General features: G+C 72.4%; 20 protein-coding genes. 16 read left to right on the forward strand and 4 right to left on the reverse strand.

The features are described 5' to 3' along the window. Positions 1-177 precede the first annotated feature (177 nt). Complete coding sequence (locus tag MFF61_RS27280) at positions 178-1,968, forward strand: sensor histidine kinase (RefSeq protein ID WP_238240858.1); 1,791 nt, start codon at positions 178-180, stop codon at positions 1,966-1,968. Beyond that, positions 1,965-3,305, forward strand: a complete 1,341-nt coding sequence (locus MFF61_RS27285) for a sigma-54-dependent transcriptional regulator (RefSeq protein WP_238240840.1) — start codon at positions 1,965-1,967, stop codon at positions 3,303-3,305. Before MFF61_RS27280 ends, MFF61_RS27285 begins: the two co-directional genes overlap by 4 nt. An 8-nt stretch (positions 3,306-3,313) precedes the next feature. Here MFF61_RS27285 and MFF61_RS27290 read toward each other — a convergent pair whose 3' ends face one another. Further along, a complete protein-coding gene (locus MFF61_RS27290; protein WP_238240841.1) occupies positions 3,314-4,180 on the reverse strand; it encodes a DUF6662 family protein in 867 nt (288 codons plus the stop codon). Positions 4,181-4,339: 159 nt separating this feature from the next. Here MFF61_RS27290 and MFF61_RS27295 point away from each other — a divergent pair, with 159 nt between their 5' ends. Genes MFF61_RS27295 through MFF61_RS27310 form a run of 4 tightly spaced genes read left to right on the forward strand, consistent with a single transcriptional unit; the run spans position 4,340 to position 7,810 of the window. After that, positions 4,340-5,263 carry a metal ABC transporter substrate-binding protein gene (locus MFF61_RS27295; protein WP_238240842.1) on the forward strand — a complete coding sequence of 308 codons (924 nt, stop codon included), beginning with the start codon at positions 4,340-4,342 and terminating at the stop codon, positions 5,261-5,263. Then, positions 5,260-6,051 (forward strand): manganese/iron ABC transporter ATP-binding protein, encoded by a 792-nt coding sequence (locus tag MFF61_RS27300; protein WP_283206045.1) that lies wholly within the window; start codon positions 5,260-5,262, stop codon positions 6,049-6,051. The genes MFF61_RS27295 and MFF61_RS27300 overlap by 4 nt, the downstream gene beginning before the upstream one ends. 32 nt (positions 6,052-6,083) lie before the next feature. After that, a complete protein-coding gene (locus tag MFF61_RS27305) occupies positions 6,084-6,896 on the forward strand; it encodes a metal ABC transporter permease (RefSeq protein WP_283206046.1) in 813 nt (270 codons plus the stop codon). 41 nt (positions 6,897-6,937) lie between these two features. Continuing rightward, complete coding sequence (locus tag MFF61_RS27310) at positions 6,938-7,810, forward strand: metal ABC transporter permease (RefSeq protein WP_238240859.1); 873 nt, start codon at positions 6,938-6,940, stop codon at positions 7,808-7,810. Positions 7,811-7,861: 51 nt separating this feature from the next. Here the strand turns inward: MFF61_RS27310 and MFF61_RS27315 are convergent, their stop codons facing one another. Then, positions 7,862-8,833, reverse strand: a complete 972-nt coding sequence (locus MFF61_RS27315; protein ID WP_238240844.1) for an MBL fold metallo-hydrolase — start codon at positions 8,831-8,833, stop codon at positions 7,862-7,864. A 307-nt stretch (positions 8,834-9,140) separates the two neighbouring features. Between MFF61_RS27315 and MFF61_RS27320 the strand changes: the two genes are divergently transcribed. Then, entirely contained in the window at positions 9,141-9,410 is a 270-nt protein-coding gene (locus MFF61_RS27320; protein WP_238240845.1) for a hypothetical protein, read from the forward strand. Here the strand turns inward: MFF61_RS27320 and MFF61_RS27325 are convergent. Beyond that, complete coding sequence (locus MFF61_RS27325) at positions 9,400-10,755, reverse strand: NAD(P)H-dependent oxidoreductase (RefSeq protein WP_238240846.1); 1,356 nt, start codon at positions 10,753-10,755, stop codon at positions 9,400-9,402. The two genes, MFF61_RS27320 and MFF61_RS27325, sit on opposite strands and share 11 nt — an antisense overlap. A 30-nt stretch (positions 10,756-10,785) precedes the next feature. Beyond that, complete coding sequence (locus MFF61_RS27330; protein ID WP_238240847.1) at positions 10,786-12,702, reverse strand: potassium transporter Kup; 1,917 nt, start codon at positions 12,700-12,702, stop codon at positions 10,786-10,788. 186 nt (positions 12,703-12,888) lie between these two features. On the opposite strand from MFF61_RS27330, the gene MFF61_RS27335 reads away from it, so the two are divergent. From MFF61_RS27335 to MFF61_RS27375, 9 genes are all read left to right on the forward strand, one after another. Beyond that, positions 12,889-14,127, forward strand: coding sequence for a CaiB/BaiF CoA transferase family protein (locus MFF61_RS27335; RefSeq protein WP_238240848.1), 1,239 nt, complete (start codon positions 12,889-12,891; stop codon positions 14,125-14,127). Next, the gene (locus MFF61_RS27340) at positions 14,124-15,050 is read left to right on the forward strand and encodes a hydroxymethylglutaryl-CoA lyase (RefSeq protein ID WP_238240849.1); all 927 of its coding nucleotides are present in this window, start codon (positions 14,124-14,126) and stop codon (positions 15,048-15,050) included. The genes MFF61_RS27335 and MFF61_RS27340 overlap by 4 nt, the downstream gene beginning before the upstream one ends. A 396-nt stretch (positions 15,051-15,446) precedes the next feature. After that, positions 15,447-16,814, forward strand: a complete 1,368-nt coding sequence (locus MFF61_RS27345; protein WP_238240850.1) for a glutamate--cysteine ligase — start codon at positions 15,447-15,449, stop codon at positions 16,812-16,814. 268 nt (positions 16,815-17,082) lie between these two features. After that, positions 17,083-17,484, forward strand: a complete 402-nt coding sequence (locus MFF61_RS27350; protein ID WP_238240851.1) for a hypothetical protein — start codon at positions 17,083-17,085, stop codon at positions 17,482-17,484. A gap of 78 nt (positions 17,485-17,562) precedes the next feature. Then, positions 17,563-17,814 carry a sulfurtransferase TusA family protein gene (locus MFF61_RS27355; protein ID WP_238240852.1) on the forward strand — a complete coding sequence of 84 codons (252 nt, stop codon included), beginning with the start codon at positions 17,563-17,565 and terminating at the stop codon, positions 17,812-17,814. A 58-nt stretch (positions 17,815-17,872) separates the two neighbouring features. After that, the gene (locus MFF61_RS27360) at positions 17,873-18,460 is read left to right on the forward strand and encodes an NUDIX domain-containing protein (protein ID WP_238240853.1); all 588 of its coding nucleotides are present in this window, start codon (positions 17,873-17,875) and stop codon (positions 18,458-18,460) included. A gap of 141 nt (positions 18,461-18,601) precedes the next feature. Then, positions 18,602-18,880, forward strand: a complete 279-nt coding sequence (locus MFF61_RS27365) for a hypothetical protein (protein ID WP_238240854.1) — start codon at positions 18,602-18,604, stop codon at positions 18,878-18,880. A gap of 173 nt (positions 18,881-19,053) precedes the next feature. Further along, positions 19,054-19,236, forward strand: a complete 183-nt coding sequence (locus MFF61_RS27370) for a hypothetical protein (RefSeq protein ID WP_238240855.1) — start codon at positions 19,054-19,056, stop codon at positions 19,234-19,236. Between the two features lie 563 nt (positions 19,237-19,799). Continuing rightward, positions 19,800-21,992 (forward strand): putative bifunctional diguanylate cyclase/phosphodiesterase, encoded by a 2,193-nt coding sequence (locus MFF61_RS27375; RefSeq protein WP_238240856.1) that lies wholly within the window; start codon positions 19,800-19,802, stop codon positions 21,990-21,992. Positions 21,993-22,189: the final 197 nt, after the last annotated feature.

The following is a 22,189-nucleotide window of genomic DNA, read 5'->3' on the forward strand; positions in this document are numbered from 1 at the left end:
ATTTGTTAAGGCGCTGGAAACAGGAGATATTTTTCCATGATGGATGCAGCGCCGAACGAGTCCGTTCCGGCGTCCCGCACGCAAGGCCCCGGCGGCGTGCGGGAATCCGCCACCGCCCCGGGGGCTTCGGCCTGGTGGTGGCCGGTGCTCGGCGGATTGTCCGCGCGCCGCCGGCTGATGACCGTGGGGCTGACGGTGCTGGCCGCGCTCCTGGCGGCGTGGCTCGCCGGGCGGGCCGCCGAGCAGGCCGCGCTCGCCGATCTGCGGCGCACCGCGCAGGCCAGCCTGACCCTCCACGTGGCGGCGCTGCGGGCCGAGATGGAGAAGCAGGCCTCCCTGCCGCTCGCGCTCGCCACCGACCCGGAGATCGTGGCGAGCGTCGGCGAGGCGGCGGATCCGGCCGTCCTCGCCCGGGTGAGCGGGCGGCTCGCCGAGGTCGCCGGCGCGACGGGGGCGGCCGTGATCTACGTCATGCGGTCGGACGGCCTGGCAGTGGCGGCCAGCAATGCGGGCGGGCCGACGAGCTTCGTCGGCATCAACTACGCCTTCCGGCCCTATTTCCGGGAGGCCCTGGCCACCGGGACCGGCTCGCAATTCGCCCTCGGCACCGTGAGCGGGCGGCCGGGCTACTACCTCGCGCGGCGCGTGCCGGGGCCGCGGCCGGGCGTCGTCGTGGTCAAGGTCGAGTTCGACGGCATCGAGGCGGTCTGGGCGGCCGGCCGCGAGCGGGTCTTCGTGGCCGATCCGCGCGGCATCGTGCTGGTGGCGAGCGAGCCGGGCTGGCGCTTCCGCACGCTGCGCCCGGTCGATCCGACCGAGCGCCAGCGCATCCGCCACATGCTCGAATTCGGCGATGCCCTCCTCACGCCCCTTCCCCTCCACGCCGAGGCCCGCGCGGGCGGGCTGATGCGGGTGGGCGGCGGGTCCGAGCCCGCCCGCCTCGTCCTGCCCCTCGACGCCGAGGTGCCCGGCACGGCGTGGCGCCTGCACACGCTGACCCCGGTGGGCGCGGCGGTGGAGCGCGAGCGCGTCCAGGCGCGGGTGCTGGCCGGCCTCGTGGCCGCCGCCGCCGGGGCCGGCCTCGCGGTGCTGCTCGGTCGCCGCCGCCGCATCCGCGCCCGCCTCGCCGAGGAGGCGGTCCGGCGCGAGGAGCTGGAGCGGCGGGTGCAGGAGCGCACGCAGGCGCTCACCGACGCCAACGCCCAGCTGCGCGCCGAGATGGAGGAGCGCCAGCGCGCCGAGGCCGAGCGCGAACGCCTCGGGCGCGAACTCGCCCAGGCCGGGCGCCTCGCGGCGCTCGGCCAGTTCGCCGCCAGCATGGCGCACGAGATCAACCAGCCGCTCGCGGCGATCCGCACCTACGCGGACAACGCCGCGATCCTGATCCGGCGCGGGCGCGTGGAGGATGCGAGCGCCAACTTCTCGGCCATCGGCCGGCTCACCGAGCGCATCGGCGGCCTCACCCGCCAGCTCAAGGGCTTCGCGCGCCGCGCCTCGGGCCGGCGCGAGCCCGTGTCGCTCGGCACCGTGGTGCACAACGCCCGCGAAGTGGTCGAGGTGCGCGTCGAGGCCGTCGGCGTGACCCTCGACATCGCGCTGCCCGAGCCCGCGCCGGTCGTCCTCGGCGACGGCCCGCGGCTGGAGCAGGTGGTGGTCAACCTGCTCCAGAACGCGATCGACGCGGTGGCGGGCCGGCCCGCGCCGCGCGTGGCCGTCCGGGTGACGCGGGCCGGCCCGAAGGCCGTGCTGGAGGTGAGCGACAACGGTCCCGGCATCCCGGAGGAGGTGCGGGGGCAGGTCTTCGACGCCTTCTTCACCACCAAGGCCGACGGGCTCGGGCTCGGGCTCGCCATCTCGCGCGGCATCGTCGAGGAATGCGGCGGCACGCTCGCGGCCGGCAACGGGGAGACCGGCGCGGTCTTCCGCATCGAACTCGTCCGGGCCGAGACGGCCGAGGAGGCAGCATGACCGACCCGTCGCAGCGCATCGTCTTCGTGGACGACGAGGAGGATGTCCGGCTCGCCAACCGCCAGAGCCTCGAACTCGACGGCTTCCCGGTCGAGGTCTTCCCGGCCGCCGAGCCGGCCCTGAAGGCGATCCTGGCCCAGCCGCCCGGCGTCGTCGTCACCGACGTGCGCCTGCCGGGCCTCGACGGGCTCGGCCTGTTCCAGGCGCTGCAGGAGGCCGACCCCGATCTGCCGGTCATCCTGATCACCGGCCACGGCGACATCACCATGGCGGTCCGGGCCATGCGGGCGGGCGCCTACGATTTCCTGGCCAAGCCCTACCCGGCCGACAGCCTGATCGGCTCGGTGCGCCGCGCCCTGGAGCGGCGGCGCCTCGTGCTGGAGAACCGCGGCCTTCAGGCCCGGCTCGACGCGGCGGTGGCCGAGGACCCGGCCTTCCTCGGCGTCTCGCCCGAGATCACCCGCCTGCGCCGCTTCGTGCGCGACGTGGCGCAGGCGGACGTGGACGTGCTGGTGCTCGGCGAGACCGGCTCCGGCAAGGAGGTGGTGGCCAACGCCCTCCACCGCTGGAGCCGGCGCGCCCGCGGGAACTTCGTGGCGATGAATTGCGGGGCGCTCCCCGACAGCGTGGTCGAGAGCGAGCTGTTCGGCCACGAGGCCGGGGCCTTCACGGGCGCCCTCAAGCGCCGGGTCGGCAAGATCGAGCACGCGCATGGCGGCACGCTCTTCCTCGACGAGATCGAGAGCATGCCGCTCAGCCTCCAGGTGAAGCTGCTGCGGGTGCTGCAGGAGCGCTCGGTCGAGCCCCTCGGCACCAACGAGATCCGGCCCGTCGACATGCGGGTGGTGGCCGCCACCAAGATCGACCTTGCGCAGGCCGCCGCGCAGGGCACCTTCCGGGACGACCTCTATTTCCGGCTCAACGTGGTGACGGTGTCGATCCCCCCCCTGCGCGAGCGGCGGGAGGACGTGGCGCTGCTGTTCGAGCACTTCCTCGGCCGCGCCGCCGCCCGCTTCAACCGCGCGCCGCCGCCGGTCACGCCCGCGATCCGCGAGTTCCTGAGCCGGCACGACTGGCCGGGCAACGTGCGCGAACTCGGCCATTTCGCGGAGCGCTGCGCGCTGGGTCTCGGCCCCAGCGCCCCGGAGGCCTCCGCTCCCGAGCGGGTCCTCACGCTCGCCGAGCAGGTGGACCGCTTCGAGCGCGGGCTGATCCGCGACGAACTCATCATGGCGGGCGGCGACGTGCGGCTCGCCGCCGAGGCCCTCGGCACGCCTCGCAAGACCCTGTACGACAAGCTCGCCCGGCACGGGCTCGACCCGAACGCCTACCGGTGAGCCGGGCGTCAGAAGCTGTAGCCGATCCGCAGCCGCGCCTGGTGGCGGTCGAAGCTCGTGAGGTCGAGCGGACCGGGCTCGCCGACCGCGCGGCCCGCCACCTGAACCCCCCAGGTGAACGACATCCAGGCGTGGTCCGAGACCGAGGCGTAGACGGTCGGGCCGAGATAGACCGCCTCGCCCGCGAACCGGTCGAGCCCGATTCCGTCATAGGCCCGCTGGTAGCGCAACTCGCCGCCGAGGAAGACGTTCGGCCGCACCCGGTAGGCGAGCGCACCCGAGACTTCGAGCCCCGATGCCAGCTCCGCTGCATCGACGCCGTCCGGGCGCGTGCGGGCGAAGGCGTAGGTGAGGTTCACGGCGCCGACGAGCCGGCCCGGGATCAGCTCGCGGTCGAGGAGGAGGCCGGCCTCCAGACCGTGGCTGGCGGCGGCGAGGCCGGAGCCCGCATCGATCGTGCCGAGGCTCGGCACGAGGCTGAGGGTGAGCCCGATCGGGGCGGTGCGCCGGTCGAGCAGGCGCGCGCGGGTCTCCAGGAAGGCGCCGTTGAACCCGCCGCGCGCGGCGGAGGGCAGGCCGGCCCCGCGCGCGACGTCGTAGGCCGCGAAGGAGAGGCCCGGGGCGAGGCGGAAGCTCTCGCTCAGGGGGATCTTCAGGGTCAGCGTCGGGTCGAAGGCGCGGAAGGTGCCGCCGCGCTTGCCGATCCGGCCCGTGGTCTCCTGCTCCAATTCCAGCTCGCCGGGCACGCCGAGATCCGTGCCCTCCGTGAAGCCGAACAGGTGCTCGCTGTCGAGATCGGGGCCGGCGCGGTTCTCCGCGGCGGTCGGTTCGTCCTGCGCCAGCGCCGCGCCTGCGACCATCGCGGCCAGAACCATCCCGGCGGCTGCCCGTTGGAGATAGCCTGTGCGCGACATATCCGCCCCCTCTGAACATTATAGCATTGGCTATATCAGATAGCCGCGGTATAGCAAGGCTCGGCGGTGCGGCGCGGCCATCGGGCCCGTGGCCCGGTGTCTGACGAGGAGAGGGATCGGATGGTGTTCGACCGCGACCGGCGCAGCGTTCTCACGGGCCTCGCCGCCACGGCCTTCGGTCTCGCGGCCGGGCGCGCGCCCGCGCAGGAACCGGCCCGGTTCAAGGCGGTGACGACCTTCACGGTCATCGCCGACATGGCCCGCAACGTCGCGGGCGAGGCCGCGCAGGTGGAATCCATCACCAAGCCGGGAGCCGAGATCCACAACTACCAGCCGACGCCCGGCGACATCCTCAAGGCTCAAGGGGCGCAGCTCATCCTCTGGAACGGGCTCAACCTCGAGGTCTGGTTCGAAAAATTCTTCCGCACCCTGCGCGGCGTGCCGGAGGCGGTGGTCTCGCAGGGCATCGAGCCGATCGGCATCGGCGACGGGCCCTACCGGGGCAAGCCCAACCCCCATGCCTGGATGTCGCCGCGCGCGGGCCTGACCTACGTCGACAACATCCGCGACGCCTTCGTGCGCCACGATCCGAACAACGCGGCGGCCTACCGGGCCAATGCCGAGGCCTACAAGGAGAGGATCCGCGCCACGGTAGAGCCGATCCGCCAGGACCTCGCGGGCATCCCGCCGGAGAAGCGCTGGCTGGTGACGAGCGAGGGCGCCTTCAGCTACCTCACCCGCGATTTCGACCTGAAGGAACTCTACCTCTGGCCGATCAACGCCGACCAGCAGGGCACGCCCCAGCAGGTGCGCAAGGTGATCGATGCCGTGCGGCAGAACCGCATCGGCGTCGTGTTCAGCGAGAGCACCGTCTCGCCCGATCCCGCGCGGCAGGTGGCGCGCGAGACCGGCGCCCGCTACGGCGGCGTGCTCTACGTCGATTCCCTGAGCGAGCCGGGCGGGCCGGTGCCGACCTATCTCGACCTCCTGCGCATCACCGCCGGCACCGTGGCGCGGGAATTGTCCGGGAAGGCGCCGTCGTGACGGCCCGGGTCGACCCGCGCGACATCCGCGCCGCCTGCGCGACCGACGGCCTGTCGGTGGAGGGCGCCACCGTCACCTACCGCAACGGCCACACGGCCTTGCGCGACGCCTCCTTCGCGCTGCCCACCGCCACCATCGCGGCCCTGGTCGGGGTCAACGGCAGCGGCAAGTCCACCCTGTTCAAGGCGATCATGGGCTTCGTGCCGCTCGCGGCCGGCCGCATCACGGTGCTCGGCGGCCCGGTTGAGGCCGCCCTGAGGAAGAGCCTCGTCGCCTACGTGCCGCAGAGCGAGGAGGTCGACTGGACCTTCCCGGTCCTCGTCGAGGACGTGGTGATGATGGGGCGCTACGGGCGGATGAACTGGCTGCGGCGCGCCAAGCCGCACGACCGGGAGGCGGTGGCGGGCGCGCTCGAGCGGGTCGGCATGACGGCCTTTCGCCATCGCCAGATCGGCGAGCTGTCGGGCGGGCAGAGGAAGCGGGTGTTCCTGGCCCGCGCGCTCGCCCAGGAGGGGCAGGTGATCCTGCTCGACGAGCCCTTCACGGGCGTCGACGTCACCACCGAGGACGCGATCATCGACCTGCTGCGCCAGTTGCGGGCGGAGGGGCGGGTGATGCTCGTCTCGACGCACGACCTCACCCGGGTGCCGGACTTCTGCGACCGTGCGGTGCTGATCGACCGCACCGTGCTCGCCGCCGGTCCGATCCGCGAGACCTTCACCCGCGCCAACCTGGAGCGCACCTTCGGCGGGGTGCTGCGCCAGTTCGCGCCGCCGGAGGAGCCGTGAGCGTCCTCCTCGAACCCTTCGGCTACGGCTACATGCTGAACGCCCTCTGGGTCAGCGGGCTCGTCGGCGGGGTCTGCGCCTTCCTGTCCGCCTACCTGATGCTCAAGGGCTGGTCGCTGATCGGCGACGCGCTCTCGCACGCCATCGTGCCCGGCGTGGCGGGCGCGGCCCTTCTCGGCCTGCCCTTCTCGCTCGGCGCGTTCCTGGCCGGCGCACTCGCGGCCGGCGCCATGTTCCTGCTCACCCGCCGGACCAAGCTCAAGGAGGACACGGTCATCGGCCTGATCTTCACCTCCTTCTTCGCGCTCGGCCTGTTCATGGTCTCGCTGAAGCCCAGTGCGGTGAACATCCAGACCATCATCCTCGGCAACGTGCTGGCGGTGACGCCGGAGGACACGCTGCAGCTCGCGCTCATCGGCCTCGTCTCGCTCGCCCTGCTGCTGGCCAAGTGGAAGGACCTGATGGTGGTGTTCTTCGACGAGGGGCACGCGCGCTCGGTCGGCCTCAACCCGGCGCTGCTCAAGGGGATGTTCTTCACCCTGCTCGCCGCCTGCACGGTGGCGGCGCTCCAGACCGTCGGCGCCTTCCTGGTCATCGCCATGGTGGTGACGCCGGGCGCCACCGCCTACCTCCTCACCGACCGCTTCCCGCGCCTGCTCGCGCTCAGCGTCGGGATCGGGGTCGCCACCAGCGTGGTCGGCGCCTATGCGAGCTACTTCCTCGACGGCGCCACGGGCGGGCTGATCGTGGTGCTGCAGACCCTGGTCTTCCTCGGCGCCTTCCTGCTCGCTCCCAAGCACGGTCTCCTGGCGGCGCGCCGCCGCGCCAGGGAGGCGCATCCGTGAGCCTTCTCGACGCCCTGCTGCTGCCGCTCCAGTTCGCCTTCATGCGCGACGCGCTGCTCATCTGTGTGCTGGTGGCAGTGCCGAGCGCGCTCCTGTCCTGCTTCCTCGTCCTCAAGGGCTGGTCGCTGATGGGGGACGCGATCTCGCACGCGGTGCTGCCCGGCGTGGTGCTGGCCTACATCGCCGGCCTGCCCCTGGCGGTCGGCGCCTTCGCGGCCGGCATGACCTGCGCGCTCGCCACCGGCTACCTCGCCGGCAACAGCCGGGTGAAGCAGGACACGGTGATGGGCGTCGTCTTCTCGGGCCTGTTCGGGCTCGGCATCGTGCTGCACACCAAGATCCGCGCGGACGTCCACCTCGACCACATCCTGTTCGGCGACATGCTGGGCGTCGGCCTCGCGGACGTGGTGGAATCCGGCCTGATCGCCGCGGTGGCGACCGGGGTGCTGCTGGCGAAGTGGCGCGACCTCATGCTGCACGCCTTCGATCCGGCCCAGGCGCGGGCGCTCGGCCTGCCGGTGCGGTGGCTGCATTACGGGCTGCTGACGCTCCTGTCGCTCACGATCGTGGGGGCGCTGAAGGCGGTCGGCATCATCCTGGTGATCGCGCTGCTGATCGCGCCGGGCGCCATCGCCTTCCTGACGACCCGCCGCTTCGGCGCGATGCTCGGCGTGGCGGTGCTGGTGGCGGTCGCCTGCTCCCTCGCGGGCGTCTATCTGAGCTTCTTCCTCGACAGCGCGCCCGCGCCGACGATCGTGCTCCTGATGAGCCTGATCTTCGTCGCGGTGCTGCTGAGGCCGCGCGGCGCGGCGGCGCGGCCCGCACCCGATGCGCCCGGCCGGGCGCCGGGTCCCCTCTCCCGGGCAGGAGAGGGGATCGGGGATCCGCACGGGAAAGAAGGTCCCGGCGCCTGATCGGCCGCCGGTCGCGAGGAGGGCGCAAGGAAGGCGAAGGTCGGCCGCCCCTCACAGCACCATGCGCATCGCCTCCGGCACGTAGCGGAAGCCGTCGCCGGCCTTGGCGACGTGGCCGATGCCGGGCCACGCGAAGTGGTAGGCGAGGATCGGGATGCGCCGCTCGGCCAGCATCGTCAGCATCCGCACCCGGGTCTGGGCCGACTGCTTCGGATCGGTGTCGTACAGGAACTCGGTCAGCGGCTTCTCCAGCAGCAGCACCGGGTGATGCGCGAGGTCGGCGATGTAGCAGAGCGAGTCCCGGCCCGACGAGATCATGAAGATGGTGTGACCCACCGTATGGCCCGGCGCCGACAGGGCCTGGATGCCCGGCAGGAATTCCTGCCCGTCCTTGAAGAACACGAGGCGGTCGCGGTTCGGCAGCAGGTTCTTGCGGGCCGTGTCGAGGAAGGCGCCCATCGTCTGCGGCACCTTGCCGGGATCGGTCCAGAACTGGAAGTCGGCCTCGCTGATGTAGTATTGCGCGTTTGGGAAGTGCCGGCTGCCGTCGTCGGCCATGCAGCCCCCGCAATGGTCGACATGGGCGTGGCTCATCACCACCGCGTCGATGTCCTTCGGGTCGATCCCCGCCTGCTTCATCGTCTGCAGCAGCCGGCCCGTGGTGGGGCCGAAGAGCTGCAGCGACCCCATGCCGGTGTCGAACAGGATGAGCCGGCTGCCGGTGTTGAGGATCAGGACGTTCTGTTCGAGCAGCGCGTTGCTGAGGGGCAGGAAGTTGCGCCGCAACTGCTCGTCCATCTCGGCGGTGCTGAGCCCGAGGAAGTTGGCGTGCGGATCGCCGAGCGGCAGCGGCCCGTCCGAGACGATCGTCGCCTCCGCGTCGCCGAGCTTGAAGCGGTAGAAGGTGGGGCTCTGCGTGCCCAGCATCGGCGCCTTGGCGTGCGCGCCCGCCGCCGCGACGGCAAACGCCGAGGCCGCGCCCAGCATCAGGCGCCGGCGTGCGGGATCCTGAGGTCCGATCATGCTGTCCTCCTGGCATGGCCCCGGTTCGTGCGGGGTCGTGATCCGGCATGGTGTCTCGGCGCCGCCGGGAGGTTTGTCAAACCGGAAACCGGCGCGATGTCGCGAAGTCGAATGCCGCTCCCCCCGCCCGGTTGTGCTCCACCGCACCCGCCTCTCCAAGTCCAGTGGGAAGATCCGGATCGCCGCTTGACCGCATTACCCCGGCATTCATAGTCTTTCTTACACGAACCGGCAGGCCACTCGGTCATCCTCGTTCGACCCGGCGGTCGAGCGCGCGGGCGCTGCTGTGCGATGCGGGGAATGACTCATGTGCCGTTCGATCACCCAGTTCTGCGCGACCCTTCTCCTCGTGACCAGCGCGGGCGCGAGCCTTGCGGCGGACGGGACGGCGGCGCAGCGCGCCGCCTGCACGCCCGACGTCTTCCGGCTCTGCAGCAGCGAGATTCCCGACGTGGGGCGCATCAAGGCCTGCCTGCGGCGCGAGCGGCAGAACCTCAGCACCTCCTGCCAGGCGGTGTTCAACGAACTCGACCGCGCGGCGAGCCCGCGCCCGACTCCGGCGAGCGTCAAGTCCTGAGCGCCTCCCGGGCGAAGGTCGCCTCCATCTCCCGCCGGAAGGCCACGGCCGGGTCGTCGGGGGTCGCGGCGACGTCCGCCCAGGCGACGGGAGAGCCGGCCGCGACCGGGCGGGTGAGGACGAGGCCGTGGGCGAGCCCGATCGGCAGGCCCCCGGCCGCCAGCGAGGCTGAGGCCGGCATCAGCCGTCCGTAGACCGTGTGGCCGCCCTCGCCGTCGAGTCGCTCGCCCGCGGCGAGGTCGCGCTTGGCCGTCGCCACCACGTCGCCGCGGAAGTCCCGCGTCGCCCCCGTCGGCTCCCCCCGTACCGCGAGGCTCGCCACCGAGAGGCCGAGTTCGAGGCCGATCAGGTGATAGGGCTTGTACATGGCCGCGAAGCGTCCGCTCGCATCGGTCCTGAGCCCGTACTCCGCAAAGCAGCGCCGCACGTAGTCCGAGGGCGCCTCCACCACCACGTAGACGCCCCAGCGCAGGTCGCGGAAGACCGGGCGGCCGTCCCGCTCCAGGGACGACACCACCTCCACGGTGCCGGACTGCGCCAGCACGCCCCCGGCCTCGCGCGGGCGCAGCACGCTCGGCAGGTCGTCGACCCCGCAGGGCGGGAAGGCGAGGCCGCCCGGCGCCGGATCGAGCCCGCAGGCATTGGCCACCGCGGCCATCTCCAGGGCGGACTTGGTGCCGTCCAGGAAGGAGTTGAACATCTGCGGGTTGAAGTCGCCGCCCGCCACCTGCTCGGGCGTGAAGCCGTAATGGCCCCAGACCGTGTCGGGGGTCGAGGCGTGGTAGGCGGGCAGGTACTTGGTGCCCTTGCCGGCGCAGACCACCGGGAGGCCCGCCGTGCGCGCCCAGTCGACGAGTTCGGCGATCAGCGCCGGCTGGTCGCCGTAGGCGAAGGAATACAGGATGCCGGCCTCCGCGGCGCGGCGCGCCAGCAGCGGGCCGGCGAGCGCGTCCGCCTCCACGTTGACCATCACCACGTGGCGCTTGTGACGGCAGCACAGGAGCGCGTGACGGATGCCGGCGGCCGGATGGCCGGTCGCCTCCACCACCACGTCGATCCCGTCCGCGGCGATCAGCGCCTCGGCCTCGTCCGTGACGAAGGTGCCCCCGGTGCGGAGGGCCTCCGCGACGCAGCGCGCCTCGGTGCGCTCGCGCGCCCAGCCGACGCGCTCGGTCGCGGCCCGGGCGCGGGCGGGGTCGAGGTCGGCGATCCCGGCGACGTGCAGGCCCGGGGTGCGCGGCGCCTGCGAGAGGAACATCGAGCCGAACTTGCCGGCGCCGATGAGGGCGATGCGGACGGGGCGGCCGGATTCGGCGCGCGCCGCGAGCGTGCGATGCAGACTCAAGCGTTCCTCCCCGGCCGGGACCCGTCGCGATCAGATCTCGATCTCGGTCCCGACTTCGATCAGCTGGTGGGCCGGCACGCAGAAGAAGGCGCCGGTGCGCTCGGCGTTGCGCATCATGAAGGCGAACAGGTTCTCGCGCCACACCGCCATCCCGGGCACGCGGTGCGTCGGGATGATGGTCTCGTGGCCGATGAACACCGTCGGATCCTCCTGGAAGCACACCGGCAGCAGGCCCGCCCGCACGGCCTCGGCGAGGCCTTCCGGCACGGAGGCGTCCTCCATGAAGCCGTAGCGCAGGGTCACGCGGTAGAGGTCGGGGGTGAGCTGGCGCACCTCCGCCCGGTGCCGGGCGGGCACGCTCGGCGTCTCCTCGTAGAGCGCCGTGACGATGACGGCGCGCTCGTGCAGCGCGTGGCTGCGTTCGAGGAAGCGCGTCATGTGGAGCGGGATGCCGCGGGTCGCCGAGGACAGGAAGACCGCCGAGCCCGGGAGCCGGATCGGCGGGTCCTTGGCCATGCGGGCGCGGAAGACCTCCTCGGGCATCCGCAGGTTCACGCGCGCCGCCTCCAGCAGCATCGTCCCTTTGCGCCATGTCAGCATCAGGGTGGCGACGAGGGCGGTGAGCACCAGCGGGAACCAGCCGCCCTCCACCACCTTCACGCTGTTGGCCGCCAGGAACAAGAGGTCGATGGCGAGGAAGAAGCCGTTGACGGCGGCCACCGCCGCGAGGGTGTAGCCCCATCTGCGGGCGATGAGGGCGGCGAGCAGGGTGGTGATCGCCATCAGCATCGAGACGGCGATGCCGTAGGCGCCCGCGAGCCGGTCGGAGCTCTCGAACAGCACCACCGCGCCGAGCGTCGCGACGGCGAGCAGCCAGTTCACCGCCGGCACGTAGATCTGCCCGCGCTCGTCGCGGGCCGTGTGGACGACGCGGATGAAGGGCAGGAAGCCGAGCTGCATCGCCTGCTGGGTGAGCGAGAACACGCCGGTGATGATCGCCTGCGAGGCGATCACGGTGGCGAGCGTCGCGAGCCCGATCAGCGGCCACTGCGCCCAGTCGGGGGCGAGGTGGTAGAACGGGTTCTCGATCGCCCCCGGCTCCGCGAGCAGCGCCGCGCCCTGGCCGAGATAGTTCAGCATCAGGGCCGGCAGCACGAGCGCGAACCACGCGACGCGGATCGGGCGGGCGCCGAAATGGCCGAGATCGGCGTACATTGCCTCGCCCCCGGTGACCGCCAGGAAGGCCGCCCCCAGCATCGCGAAGCCGACATGCAGGCCCGCATGGCCGACGAAATCCACCGCCCGCCACGGATTGAGGGCCGTGAGCACCTGCGGGGCGTGCAGGATGCCCGCGACGCCGAGCACGGCGAGCACGCAGAACCACGCCAGCATCACCGGCCCGAAGATGCGCCCGATGAAGCCCGCGCCCTTGTTCTGGATCAGGAACAGCCCGATCAGGATCGCCAGCGTGATCGGCACGACGGCGGGGGCGAGGCCGGGGGCGACCACCTTCAGGCCCTCGACGGCGCTCAGGACCGAGATCGCCGGGGTGATCGCCCCGTCGCCGTAGAGCAGGGCCGCGCCGACGAGCCCGACGACGAGGAGCGCCCCCGCCCAGGTGCCGGGCGCCGCATGGCGGGCGCCGAGCAGCGCCAGCATCGCCATGATGCCACCCTCGCCGCGGTTGTCGGCCCGCAGGATCAGCACCGCGTACTTGATCGAGACGATGAGGATCAGCGCCCACAGGATCAGCGACACGGCGCCCAGCACCGCCGCGGGCTCCGGCGGCGCGCCGCCGCTCGCCGCCCGCACCGCCTCCTTGAAGGCGTAGAGCGGGCTCGTGCCGATGTCGCCGTAGACGACGCCGAGCGCCCCGAGCAGCAGGCCGGGACTGAACCGGCCCCCGGTGTGGGGGGCGGATTCCGTCGAAGCAAGGGATTGGGTCACGGGCAGGGTCTCCGCCGCGCACGTCCCGGTGTCGGAGCCGGGTTCACCGTACAGATAGCGCACGACGTTACGTCAGGTAGCGGCGGGGCGGGTGGGAATTTTTTCGGCCTTTACCTGTCGGGCCGGGCGCGCGAAGACCGGGGCAACGACGATCCAGGGCAAAGACCATCCAGGGAGTGAGCCCCGATGAGCGACGCTGCGCCGCCTCCGCCCTCCGGCCCGCTCGCGGGCGTGCGCGTGCTCGAACTCGGCCACTTCATCGCGGCCCCCTTCTGCACCCGCCTGCTCGCCGACCTCGGCGCCGAGGTGATCAAGATCGAGCCGCCCGGGGGCGATCCGGTGCGGCAATGGGGCCGGCAGGTCGAGGGCGCGGGCGCGCCCTGGTGGTCGATGCACGGGCGCAACAAGCGCTCGATGGTGATGAACCTGAAGCATCCGCGGGCGGTGGAGATCGTGCTCGGCCTCGCGCGCGGCTGCGACGCCCTCGTGGAGAACTACCGCCCCGGCCAGCTCGCCAGGATGGGCCTGACCCGCGAGAAGCTGGAGGCGGCCCGGCCCGGCCTGATCGTGGCGCACATCTCCGGCTACGGCCAGGACGGGCTCTACCGCGACCGCGCGGCCTTCGGGGTGATCGGCGAGGCGATCGGGGGCCTGCGCTACCTCACCAACCACCCGCCCTCGGTCTCGGACCTGCCGCCGGTGCGGGTGGGGGTCTCGATCGGCGACTCGATCGCCGGCCTCTACGCCGCCTTCGGCGTCGCCGCCGCCCTCTGGGCGCGCGACCGGGGCGGCGGCGACGGGCGCGGGCGCACCCTCGACGTGGCGCTGACCGAATCCGTGCTCTCGATGATGGAGGGCATGCTGCCCGAATACGGCGTGTTCGGCAGCGTGCGCCACCCGACCGGCGCGCGCATCGCCACCGCCGCGCCCTCCTCGGCCTACCCGACCGCGGACGGCGCCTGGATCCTGATCGGCGGCAACTCGGACCCGATCTTCGAGCGCCTGACCCGCCTGATGGGCAGGCCCGACCTCGCAGAGGATCCGCGCTTCCGCGGCAATGCGCTGCGGGTGAGGAACGTCGAGGAACTCGACCGGCTGATCGGCGCCTGGACCGCCGGCTACGCCGCCCGCGACCTCGACCGGATGCTGGCGGTGGCCGACGTGCCGGCGACCATCGCCTACACGGCGGCCGAAATCGCCGCCGATCCGCAGTTCCGCGGGCGCGGCATGGTGCGGGAGGTGGAGGACCCGGCCTTCGGCGCCGTGCTCCACGCCGGCATCGTGCCCCATCTGCCCGACGATCCGGGCGCCATCCGCTGGCCCGGGCCGCGGGCGGGCGCCCATACCGACGAGATCCTGGGCGGCGAGCTCGGCCTCTCGGCCGAGGAGATCGCGGCCCTGCGCGCCGAGGGAGTCGTGGCATGACGGAGGCGGTCGAGATCGTCGAGGTCGGTCCCCGGGACGGCTTCCAGGGCATCGGCCCGTTCATTCCCACCGAGACGAAGCTCTCCTTCCTGGAGCGCCTCGTCGGGGCGGGCCTGCGGCGGATCGAGATCGGCTCCTTCGTGAGCGCGAGCGCGCTGCCGCAGATGCGCGACACGCCCGAGATCCTGGCCGCCTGCGCGCGCTGGCCGACGCTTCGTCCTCAGGTGCTGGTGCCGAGCGAGCGCCGGGGCCGCGAGGCCGCGGCCGCCGGGGCGCGGGACCTCGCCTACGTGCTCTCGGTCTCGGACTCCCACAACCGCAACAACGTGCGGCGCAGCCCCTCGGACTCCGCCGACGAGTACGCGCGGCTCCTCGACGGCCTCCCGCCCGGCACCTTCGTGCGGCTCAACCTCGCCACCGCCTTCGACTGCCCGTTCGAGGGCCGCATCGGCGAGGCGCAGGTGCTCGCGCTCCTCGACCGGCTGGTGCCGATGAAGCCGGATGCGGAGATCTGCCTGTGCGACACCACCGGGCGGGCCGACCCGGCGCAGGTCGGGGCCCTGTTCGCGGCCGCGCAGGCGCGGGTCCCGCAGGCCCGGACCTGGGCCTTCCACGCCCACGACACCTACGGGCTCGGCCTCGCCAACGTGCACGCGGCCTACGCGCGCGGCGTGCGGGTCTTCGATGCCTCCTTCGCGGGGCTCGGCGGCTGTCCCTTCGCGCCCGGCGCGACTGGCAACGTGGCGACCGAGGACGTGGTCTGGCTGTTCGAGCGCATGGGCGTGGCGACCGGCATCGACCTCTCCGCCCTGATCCCGGTCGCCCGCGACGGGGCGGCGATTCCGGGCGGGCTGCCGGGCGGGCGGGTCCGGGAGGCGCTCTCCACCAATCCCGACGCCTGCGCCGCCGCACGCCTGACCTGACCCTCAGTGCAGGGGCGACAGCGCCACCGACCAGAAGGCGACGGCGCCCACGAGCAGCCCCATCGAGGCGACCTCGGTGACTCCGAGGAGGATCTTGCGTACCATCATGGCAGGGTTCCTCGTTCGCTGTTGGGGCCATCTTTGTTCGGCTTCCGTTCGCAGTCAAAGGGGGCTGCCGCGGAACCGCGTCCTGCGGTAAACGCTTCGTGAAGAGGTGCGGAGGACCGGACACGATGATCGATCGCGCACGATCGTCGAGGCCGCTGCCGCGTCGCGCCCCCGCGTTGCGGCGCCGGGGGCGCCGGCCTATCTAAGCGCGACCGTTTCGGCGGAGCGGGCAGGGGGCCGCGCTTCCCTCCGCCGGGATCCAGACAACCGACGACAACGAGGTGGCGCATGGCGCGCGACGAGTCCGACGCGACCCCGCTCACCCGCCGGGCCGAACTCATCGAGTGGTTCGCGGCGGGCGAGAAGCCGAAATCGGCTTTCGCCATCGGCACCGAGCACGAGAAGGTGCCCTTCTACCGCGACGGTCTCGATCCCGTCCCGTACGAGGGGCCGCAGGGCATCGAGGCGCTGCTGGCCGGCGTGCGGGCCGCCACCGGCTGGGAGCCGATCGTCGATGCGGGCCGGGTGATCGGGCTCGCGGCGGTCGAGGGCGGCGGGGCGATCTCGCTCGAACCGGGCGGCCAGTTCGAACTCTCCGGGGCGCCGCTGCCGGACGTCCATGCCACTGCGACCGAACTCGCCCGCCACCTCGATGCGGTGCGCGCCGCCGCCGATCCCCTCGGCATCGGCTTCCTGACGCTCGGCATGAGCCCGAAATGGACCCGGGCCGAGACGCCCGTGATGCCCAAGAGCCGCTACCGCATCATGAAGGGCTACATGCCGAAGGTCGGCACCCTCGGCCTCGACATGATGCTGCGCACCGCCACCGTGCAGGTGAACCTCGACTTCGCCTCCGAGGCCGACATGGTGAAGAAGCTGCGCGTCAGCCTCGCCCTGCAGCCCGTGGCCACCGCGCTGTTCGCGCATTCGCCCTTCACCGACGGCAAGCCCAACGGCTTCCTGTCGCGCCGCTCCGAGATCTGGCGCCACACCGATCCCCATCGCACCGGCATGCTGCCGCAGGCCTTCGCGCCCGGCTTCGGCTACGAGGCCTACGTGGACTGGCTGCTCGCGGTGCCGATGTACTTCGTCAAGCGCGGCGAGACCTACCACGACGTCAGCGGCGCGCCGTTCGGCGATCTGATGGCCGGGCGTCTGGCCGCGCTGCCGGGCGAGCGCGCCACGCGCTCCGACTGGGCGAACCACGCCTCCACGGCCTTCCCGGAGGTGCGCCTGAAGCGCTTCCTGGAGATGCGCGGGGCCGATGTCGGCGACCCGAACATGATCGCCGCGCAGGCCGCGTTCTGGGTCGGGCTCCTGTACGACGAGGCCGCCCTCGACGCCGCCTGGGACCTCGTCCGGGCCTGGGACGAGGCGACGCGCGAGGCGATGCGCGCCGAGGTGCCGCGCCGCGCCCTCGACACCCCCGTCGCCGGCCGCACGGTGCGCGAGGTCGCACGCGACGCCCTCGCCATCGCCGAGGGGGGGCTGCGCGCCCGCGCGCGCCGCGACGCGCAGGGCCGCGACGAAACGCTCTACCTCGCACCGCTGCAGGCCATCGCGGCCGAGCGCACGCGTGCCGAGGATCTGCTCGCGCTCTATCACGGCCCCTGGCAGGGTTCGGTCGATCCGGTCTTCACGGCCTGTACGTTCTGAGCCGGACGCAGCGGAAGCCGGTCCGGTTCCTTGTGCACGACAGCGCGGTCGATCGCCGGATCGTCTTGTGCGTTCGCGCACATGCCTGCCTCATCCGTCCTGATCTTCTGCGCGGATCGACGAACGGCACCGCAATCCGGCGGTGCCGCTTCGCAGACGCGGAGGCTGACTGTCGGGAACCGGGAGGCAGGAAGGGAACGAGACTTGCCCTTCTGCCGTTTTCAGCCCGACAGGGCCATCGGCCCCGAAACGCAGGAGACCCGACTCCATGTCGCGCATGAAGACCCTCGCCCTGGCCGGCACCGCCGCGGCCGCCCTCTCGGCCGGCGCCCTCGGCGGCGCCCAGGCCGCTCCGCTCCCGGCCGCCACCTCGGCGGCGGTGGCGGGCACGCCCGGCACCGTGGACCAGGTGCGCTGGCGCGGGGCCTATTACGGCGGCGGCTATCGCGGCTACGGTTATCGCGGCTACGGTTATCGCGGCTACGGCTACCGCCGGAACGTCGGCGGCGCGCTGGCGGCCGGCGCGGCCCTCGGCATCATCGGCGGCGCCATCGCGGTCTCGTCCGCCCCGGCCTACGGCTACGGCTACGGCTACCCCGCCTACGGGTACGGCTATCCGGCCTACGGCTACAGCTACGGCTACCCCGCCTACGGCTATTACGGCTACTGAGGCTTCGGCCGCCCGGAACGAAGGCCCGGCGCTCGCGCCGGGCCTTCGTCGTGACCGGAGCGGCTCCGGGAGCGCGCGGTGAATCGTCACGACCGAGCCGGCAGGGATCTCGATCTGCGCGGCCTCAAATGCCCGCTGCCGGTGCTGCGCACCCGCAAGGCGCTGCGCGCCCTGAGCCCCGGCGAGCGCCTGACCGTGCGCTGCACCGATCCCCTTGCGGCGATCGACATCCCCCACCTCCTGCGCGAGACCGGCGACCATCTCGACGGCGTCGACGCGCATGACGGCGTGCTGTCCTTCGCGATCCGCCGCGCGTTGCCCCCGGATTGACCCGGCCGCGCCGTCCCGGCGAGGTGGGCCGCCCCCGATCCCGCGCTGCGAGGCCCGCATGACCCACGCCCCCCGCTCCCCTGCGCCGCAGATCCGCCGGACCCGCATCCTCCATGAGGGCTGGGGGCGGTATCTCGTCGCGGACGTGCGGATGCCAGACGGCACGGAATTCACCCGGGAGATCGAGGATCATGGCCGCGCCGTGGCCGTGCTGCCCTACGACCCGGAGCGCCGGACCGCCCTGCTGATCCGCCAGTTCCGGGCGCCGCCCTGCCTCGTCGACGGTACCACGGACATGCTGGAGGCGCCGGCGGGCTGCCTCGACGAGGACGATCCGCAGGACTGTGCCCGCCGCGAGGCGTTCGAGGAGGTCGGCGTGCGGCTCTCGGCCCTGGAGAGCGTGGGGCAGGTTTTTTCCATGCCGGGCATCTCGACCGAGAGGATGGACCTCTATCTCGCGCCCTACGCCGCGCGGGACCGGGAGGGCGAGGGGGGTGGACTGGCCTCGGAACACGAGAACATCACGGTGGTCGAGATGTCTCTCGCCGGCCTCGCGCGGGCGGCCGAGAGCGGGGGGATTCGGGATCTGAAGACCCTGCTGCTGGTCCAGACCCTGCGCCTGCGGCACCCGCAGCTGTTTGCCTGAGGGCCGATTCGCTGCGAAAATTCCGTGCGCGACCTGGGGGTTAGGACGATTTGGCGCACGGGGGTGGCGCTCCGTTCAGCATCTGTTAATCTTCCGGCTATCCGATGGCCTGCGTCGCAGGGGCCTCGACAGGAGACGCCGATGTTCAGCATTGGACCCTTCTACCGGTCGGCCGGCCAGCCCGCGGGGGTGTACACCTCGTTGCTGCCGCTCGAGCCTGAGCCGTTCGACGCCGCCGCGCCGGCAGCACGCTCGGCCGCGCCGGCGGCGCCGACCTTCGGGCGCCATGCCCTCACCATGGTGCTGCTCGTCGCCCTCACGGTGGCGGTCCAGTCGGCCGTGGGCTGGTGGACGCTGCCGGGCCCGCCGCAACAACTCGCGCCGTCCGCACAGGGACCGGTCGCGCGCTCGCCGTCCTGACGGCCAGCCCGGCGATCGTGTCGACAATCCGGCCGAACGCAGGCCGGCCCCTTGCGGCCAAGCCGCAATTCGTTAACGTCCCGGTCATGAGTCAGGGAGCGTCGGCCCAGGTGCATGGGTTGATGAAGTCCCGGGGTGAGCGTTCGCGTTTCACGCAGCAACTGGGGATGCCGATGAACACTGACACCATCCGGGTCCGGCCGACGCAGGACGGAACCTACACGGTCTATCGTGGGACCCTCGTGCTGGTGAGCGGCCTCACCCGCGCACAGGCGGAGCTCTACGAGGCCACGATCATCCAGCAGGCCCGCAAGGCCGCGGCCGCGGCCGACACCGCGGATCGCACCGTCCACTGAGTTCCGCTCCGGCCTGACCCCGCCGGCATCGAGCCTAACGGTTAGCTCGATCAGGAGCCCGGCCGCGATCCCAAGCTGATCGCAAGTCCTCGGGCAGGCATCCACATCCGATCATGGTCACGCCCAGCGCGGGAGGCCGCGGCAGCCAGACGTCTGCCGCGGCCTCGCCGTTTGCGCGAGAGCGGCGTCGGCCGGCAGGCGGGGCTATGCTTCGGACAGGCCGGATCGCCCTTCGGTTCCCCAGTATTCGCGCGATGCTGGCGAGGAACGGTGTTGAGGAGCGGCGCCGGCCGTCGAGGATGGGCCCGTGCTCCGGCTCGTGCGAGGCAATCCGGCCGTCCTGCCGGCCGCTGACCTGGATCCCGGCCGGCGGAGAGTTGAGGCAGCCGATGCGGAAAGCCTCTGGAACCTGCCGGAGGCCGAGCGGACGCGGCGGCAATCGGCCGGCTTGACTGTTACGCCGCCGCTGCGCGGAGCTCGTACAACAAGCTTATGTTAAGACCTGGGGTTGAACACTGCCCGGACAGAGACCGCATCCGCGGCGGCTGAGCGGACGTGACGACATGGGTAAATCGGCAGCCCCTGACGACTTCCTCGAACCCGGCGAACGCGCGCGCCTGCGCGAACTGGCTGCCTCCCGCGCGGTCGGATCCGGCCCCGACCCGCTGATCGACCGCATCGCCGCCCTGGCGGCCGCGCTGTGCGGGACGTCCCAGGCTGCCGTCACGCTGATCGGCGAGGACCGCCAATGGTTCAAGGCGAGGGTCGGCTTCGACCTCGCCGAGAGCGCCCGGGCCGATTCGTTCTGCACCCACACCATCCGCGATGACGCCGTGATGGTGGTGCCGGATGCGGCCGAGGATCCGCGCTTCCGCGATTCCCCGCTCGTCACCGGAGACCCGCGCGTGCGCTTCTACGCCGGTGCGCCGCTGATCACCGCCACCGGGCAGCGGATCGGCGCGGTCTGCGTGCTCGACCCCGAGCCGCGCCCGGGCCTCGACGCGGAGCAGTGCGCACGGCTCGCCGAACTCGCCCGCTTGGTGATGGCCGAACTCGACCTGCGTCGCGACAATCTGCGCCGGGACGACGTCGCGCGCTTCGCCGCCGCCACCACCTTCGCGCTCCTCGGCGTGGGTGCGGACGGCCTCATCACCTACGTCAACGAGGCCGGTGAGCGGTTGTTCGGCTACGGGCCCGGCGAGATGATCGGGCAGCCGGTGGACATCATCGTTCCGCCCGGCATGCGGGCGCGCCACCGCGACGGCTTCGCCCGCTTGGCGGCGGGCGGCGAGTCGCGCCTCATCGGCAAGACCGTGCAGGTCACGGCCGTGCGTCGGGACGGCAGCGAGGTCCCGATCGAGCTGACGCTGTCGGCGTGGCGGGGGGCGGAGGGAGTCGGCATCGGGGCGGTGATCTGCGATGTCTCGGAGCGCCAAGCCCGCGACGCCCGCCTCCTCAACCTCGCCCACCACGACCCCGTCACCGGCCTGCCGAACCGGGGCCATTTCACCAGCCTGCTGGCCGCCCGCCTCGCGGAGGGCACCGCGGCGGTGCTGCTCATGCACCTCGACGGCGTGCAGGAGGCGAGCGACGATCTCGGCTCCGCCGCCGGGGACGCGCTGCTGCAGGCGGTGATCATCCGGCTCCTGGCGCGCATGGAGGCCGCCGCCACCCTGGCGCGCTGGGACGGCGACCGGTTGGCCGTGATGCTGCCCGATCCCGATCCGACCGGCCTTCTGCGCGCCGCCTGCACGCTGCAGGACGCGTTCGCGGGCGCCTTCGAGATCGGCGGGCGCTCCGTGCATGTCGGGGCGAGCATCGGCGCGGCGGTCGGCCCTCTGCATGGACGCGACGCCGGGGAGGTGCTGGCGAGTGCCGACCTCGCGCTGATGAGCGCGCGCCAAGCGAGCGCGCGCGGGGTGCGCCTCTACGAGCCGGCGATGCGCGAGCAGGTGGCCTCGCGGCGCGCGTTGCAGGACGCTGTGCGGCGTGCCCTGGAGAGCCGCGAACTCGTGCTCCACTACCAGCCGCAGGTGGATCTGCGCAGCGGACGCATCGTCGGGGCGGAGGCGTTGGTGCGCTGGCAGCACCCGGAACGCGGCCTCCTCCTGCCGGGAGCCTTCCTGCCGGCGGTGGAGTCGACCGCGCTCGCGCTTCACCTCGGCTGGTGGACCATCGACGAGGTCTGCCGCCAGATCGCGGCGTGGCGTGCGGCCGGCTTGCCGCGGACGCGCATCGCGCTCAACCTCTACGCGGCCCAGTTCCGGGCCGGGACCCTGGCCCAGATCATCGAGGAGGCTCTCCACCGCTACCGCCTGCCGGCGGACGTGCTCGAACTGGAGATCACCGAGACCATCGCGCTCCAGAATGACGGGGCCGATATCGAGCCGATCCGCGCCCTCCAGGCCCGGGGCGTCGGTGTCGCCTTCGACGATTTCGGCACCGGCTACGCGGCGCTCAGCACCCTCAAGCGCTTTCCGCTGACGAAGCTGAAGATCGACCGCAGCTTCGTGCGCGACCTCCTCTCGGACCCGCACGACGAGGCGATCGTCGGCGCCGTGCTGGCGATCGCCGGCCGGCTCGGGCTCGACGTGGTGGCGGAGGGCATCGAGACGCAGGAGCAGGTGGCGGCTCTGCGGCGGATGGGCTGCAAGGCCGGCCAGGGCTTCCTGTTCGGGCGCGCCATGCCGCCGGAGGCCTTCGCGCACCGCCTCGCCGCCGAGGCCGATCCGCTGCCGCGCACCGCCACGGCCTGAGAGACGAGGGGAGGGGAGGGGCCTGTCGCAAAAGTTTCGTGTTGGGAGTTGACGGGTGGGCGGGGCGGCCGTATACGACTGCCCATCGGCGCCGGCCGCGGACTTCAGCGGCTCGGTCGCCTTCGCTTCTTTCCGACAGGCCATGGGCTCGGGCCGGGTGGGTTACCCGGATCGGTTCCTCTGTCGCTGAGGCGGTT

Source organism: Methylobacterium isbiliense, from assembly GCF_022179325.1.
GTDB classification, from domain to species: domain Bacteria; phylum Pseudomonadota; class Alphaproteobacteria; order Rhizobiales; family Beijerinckiaceae; genus Methylobacterium; species Methylobacterium isbiliense.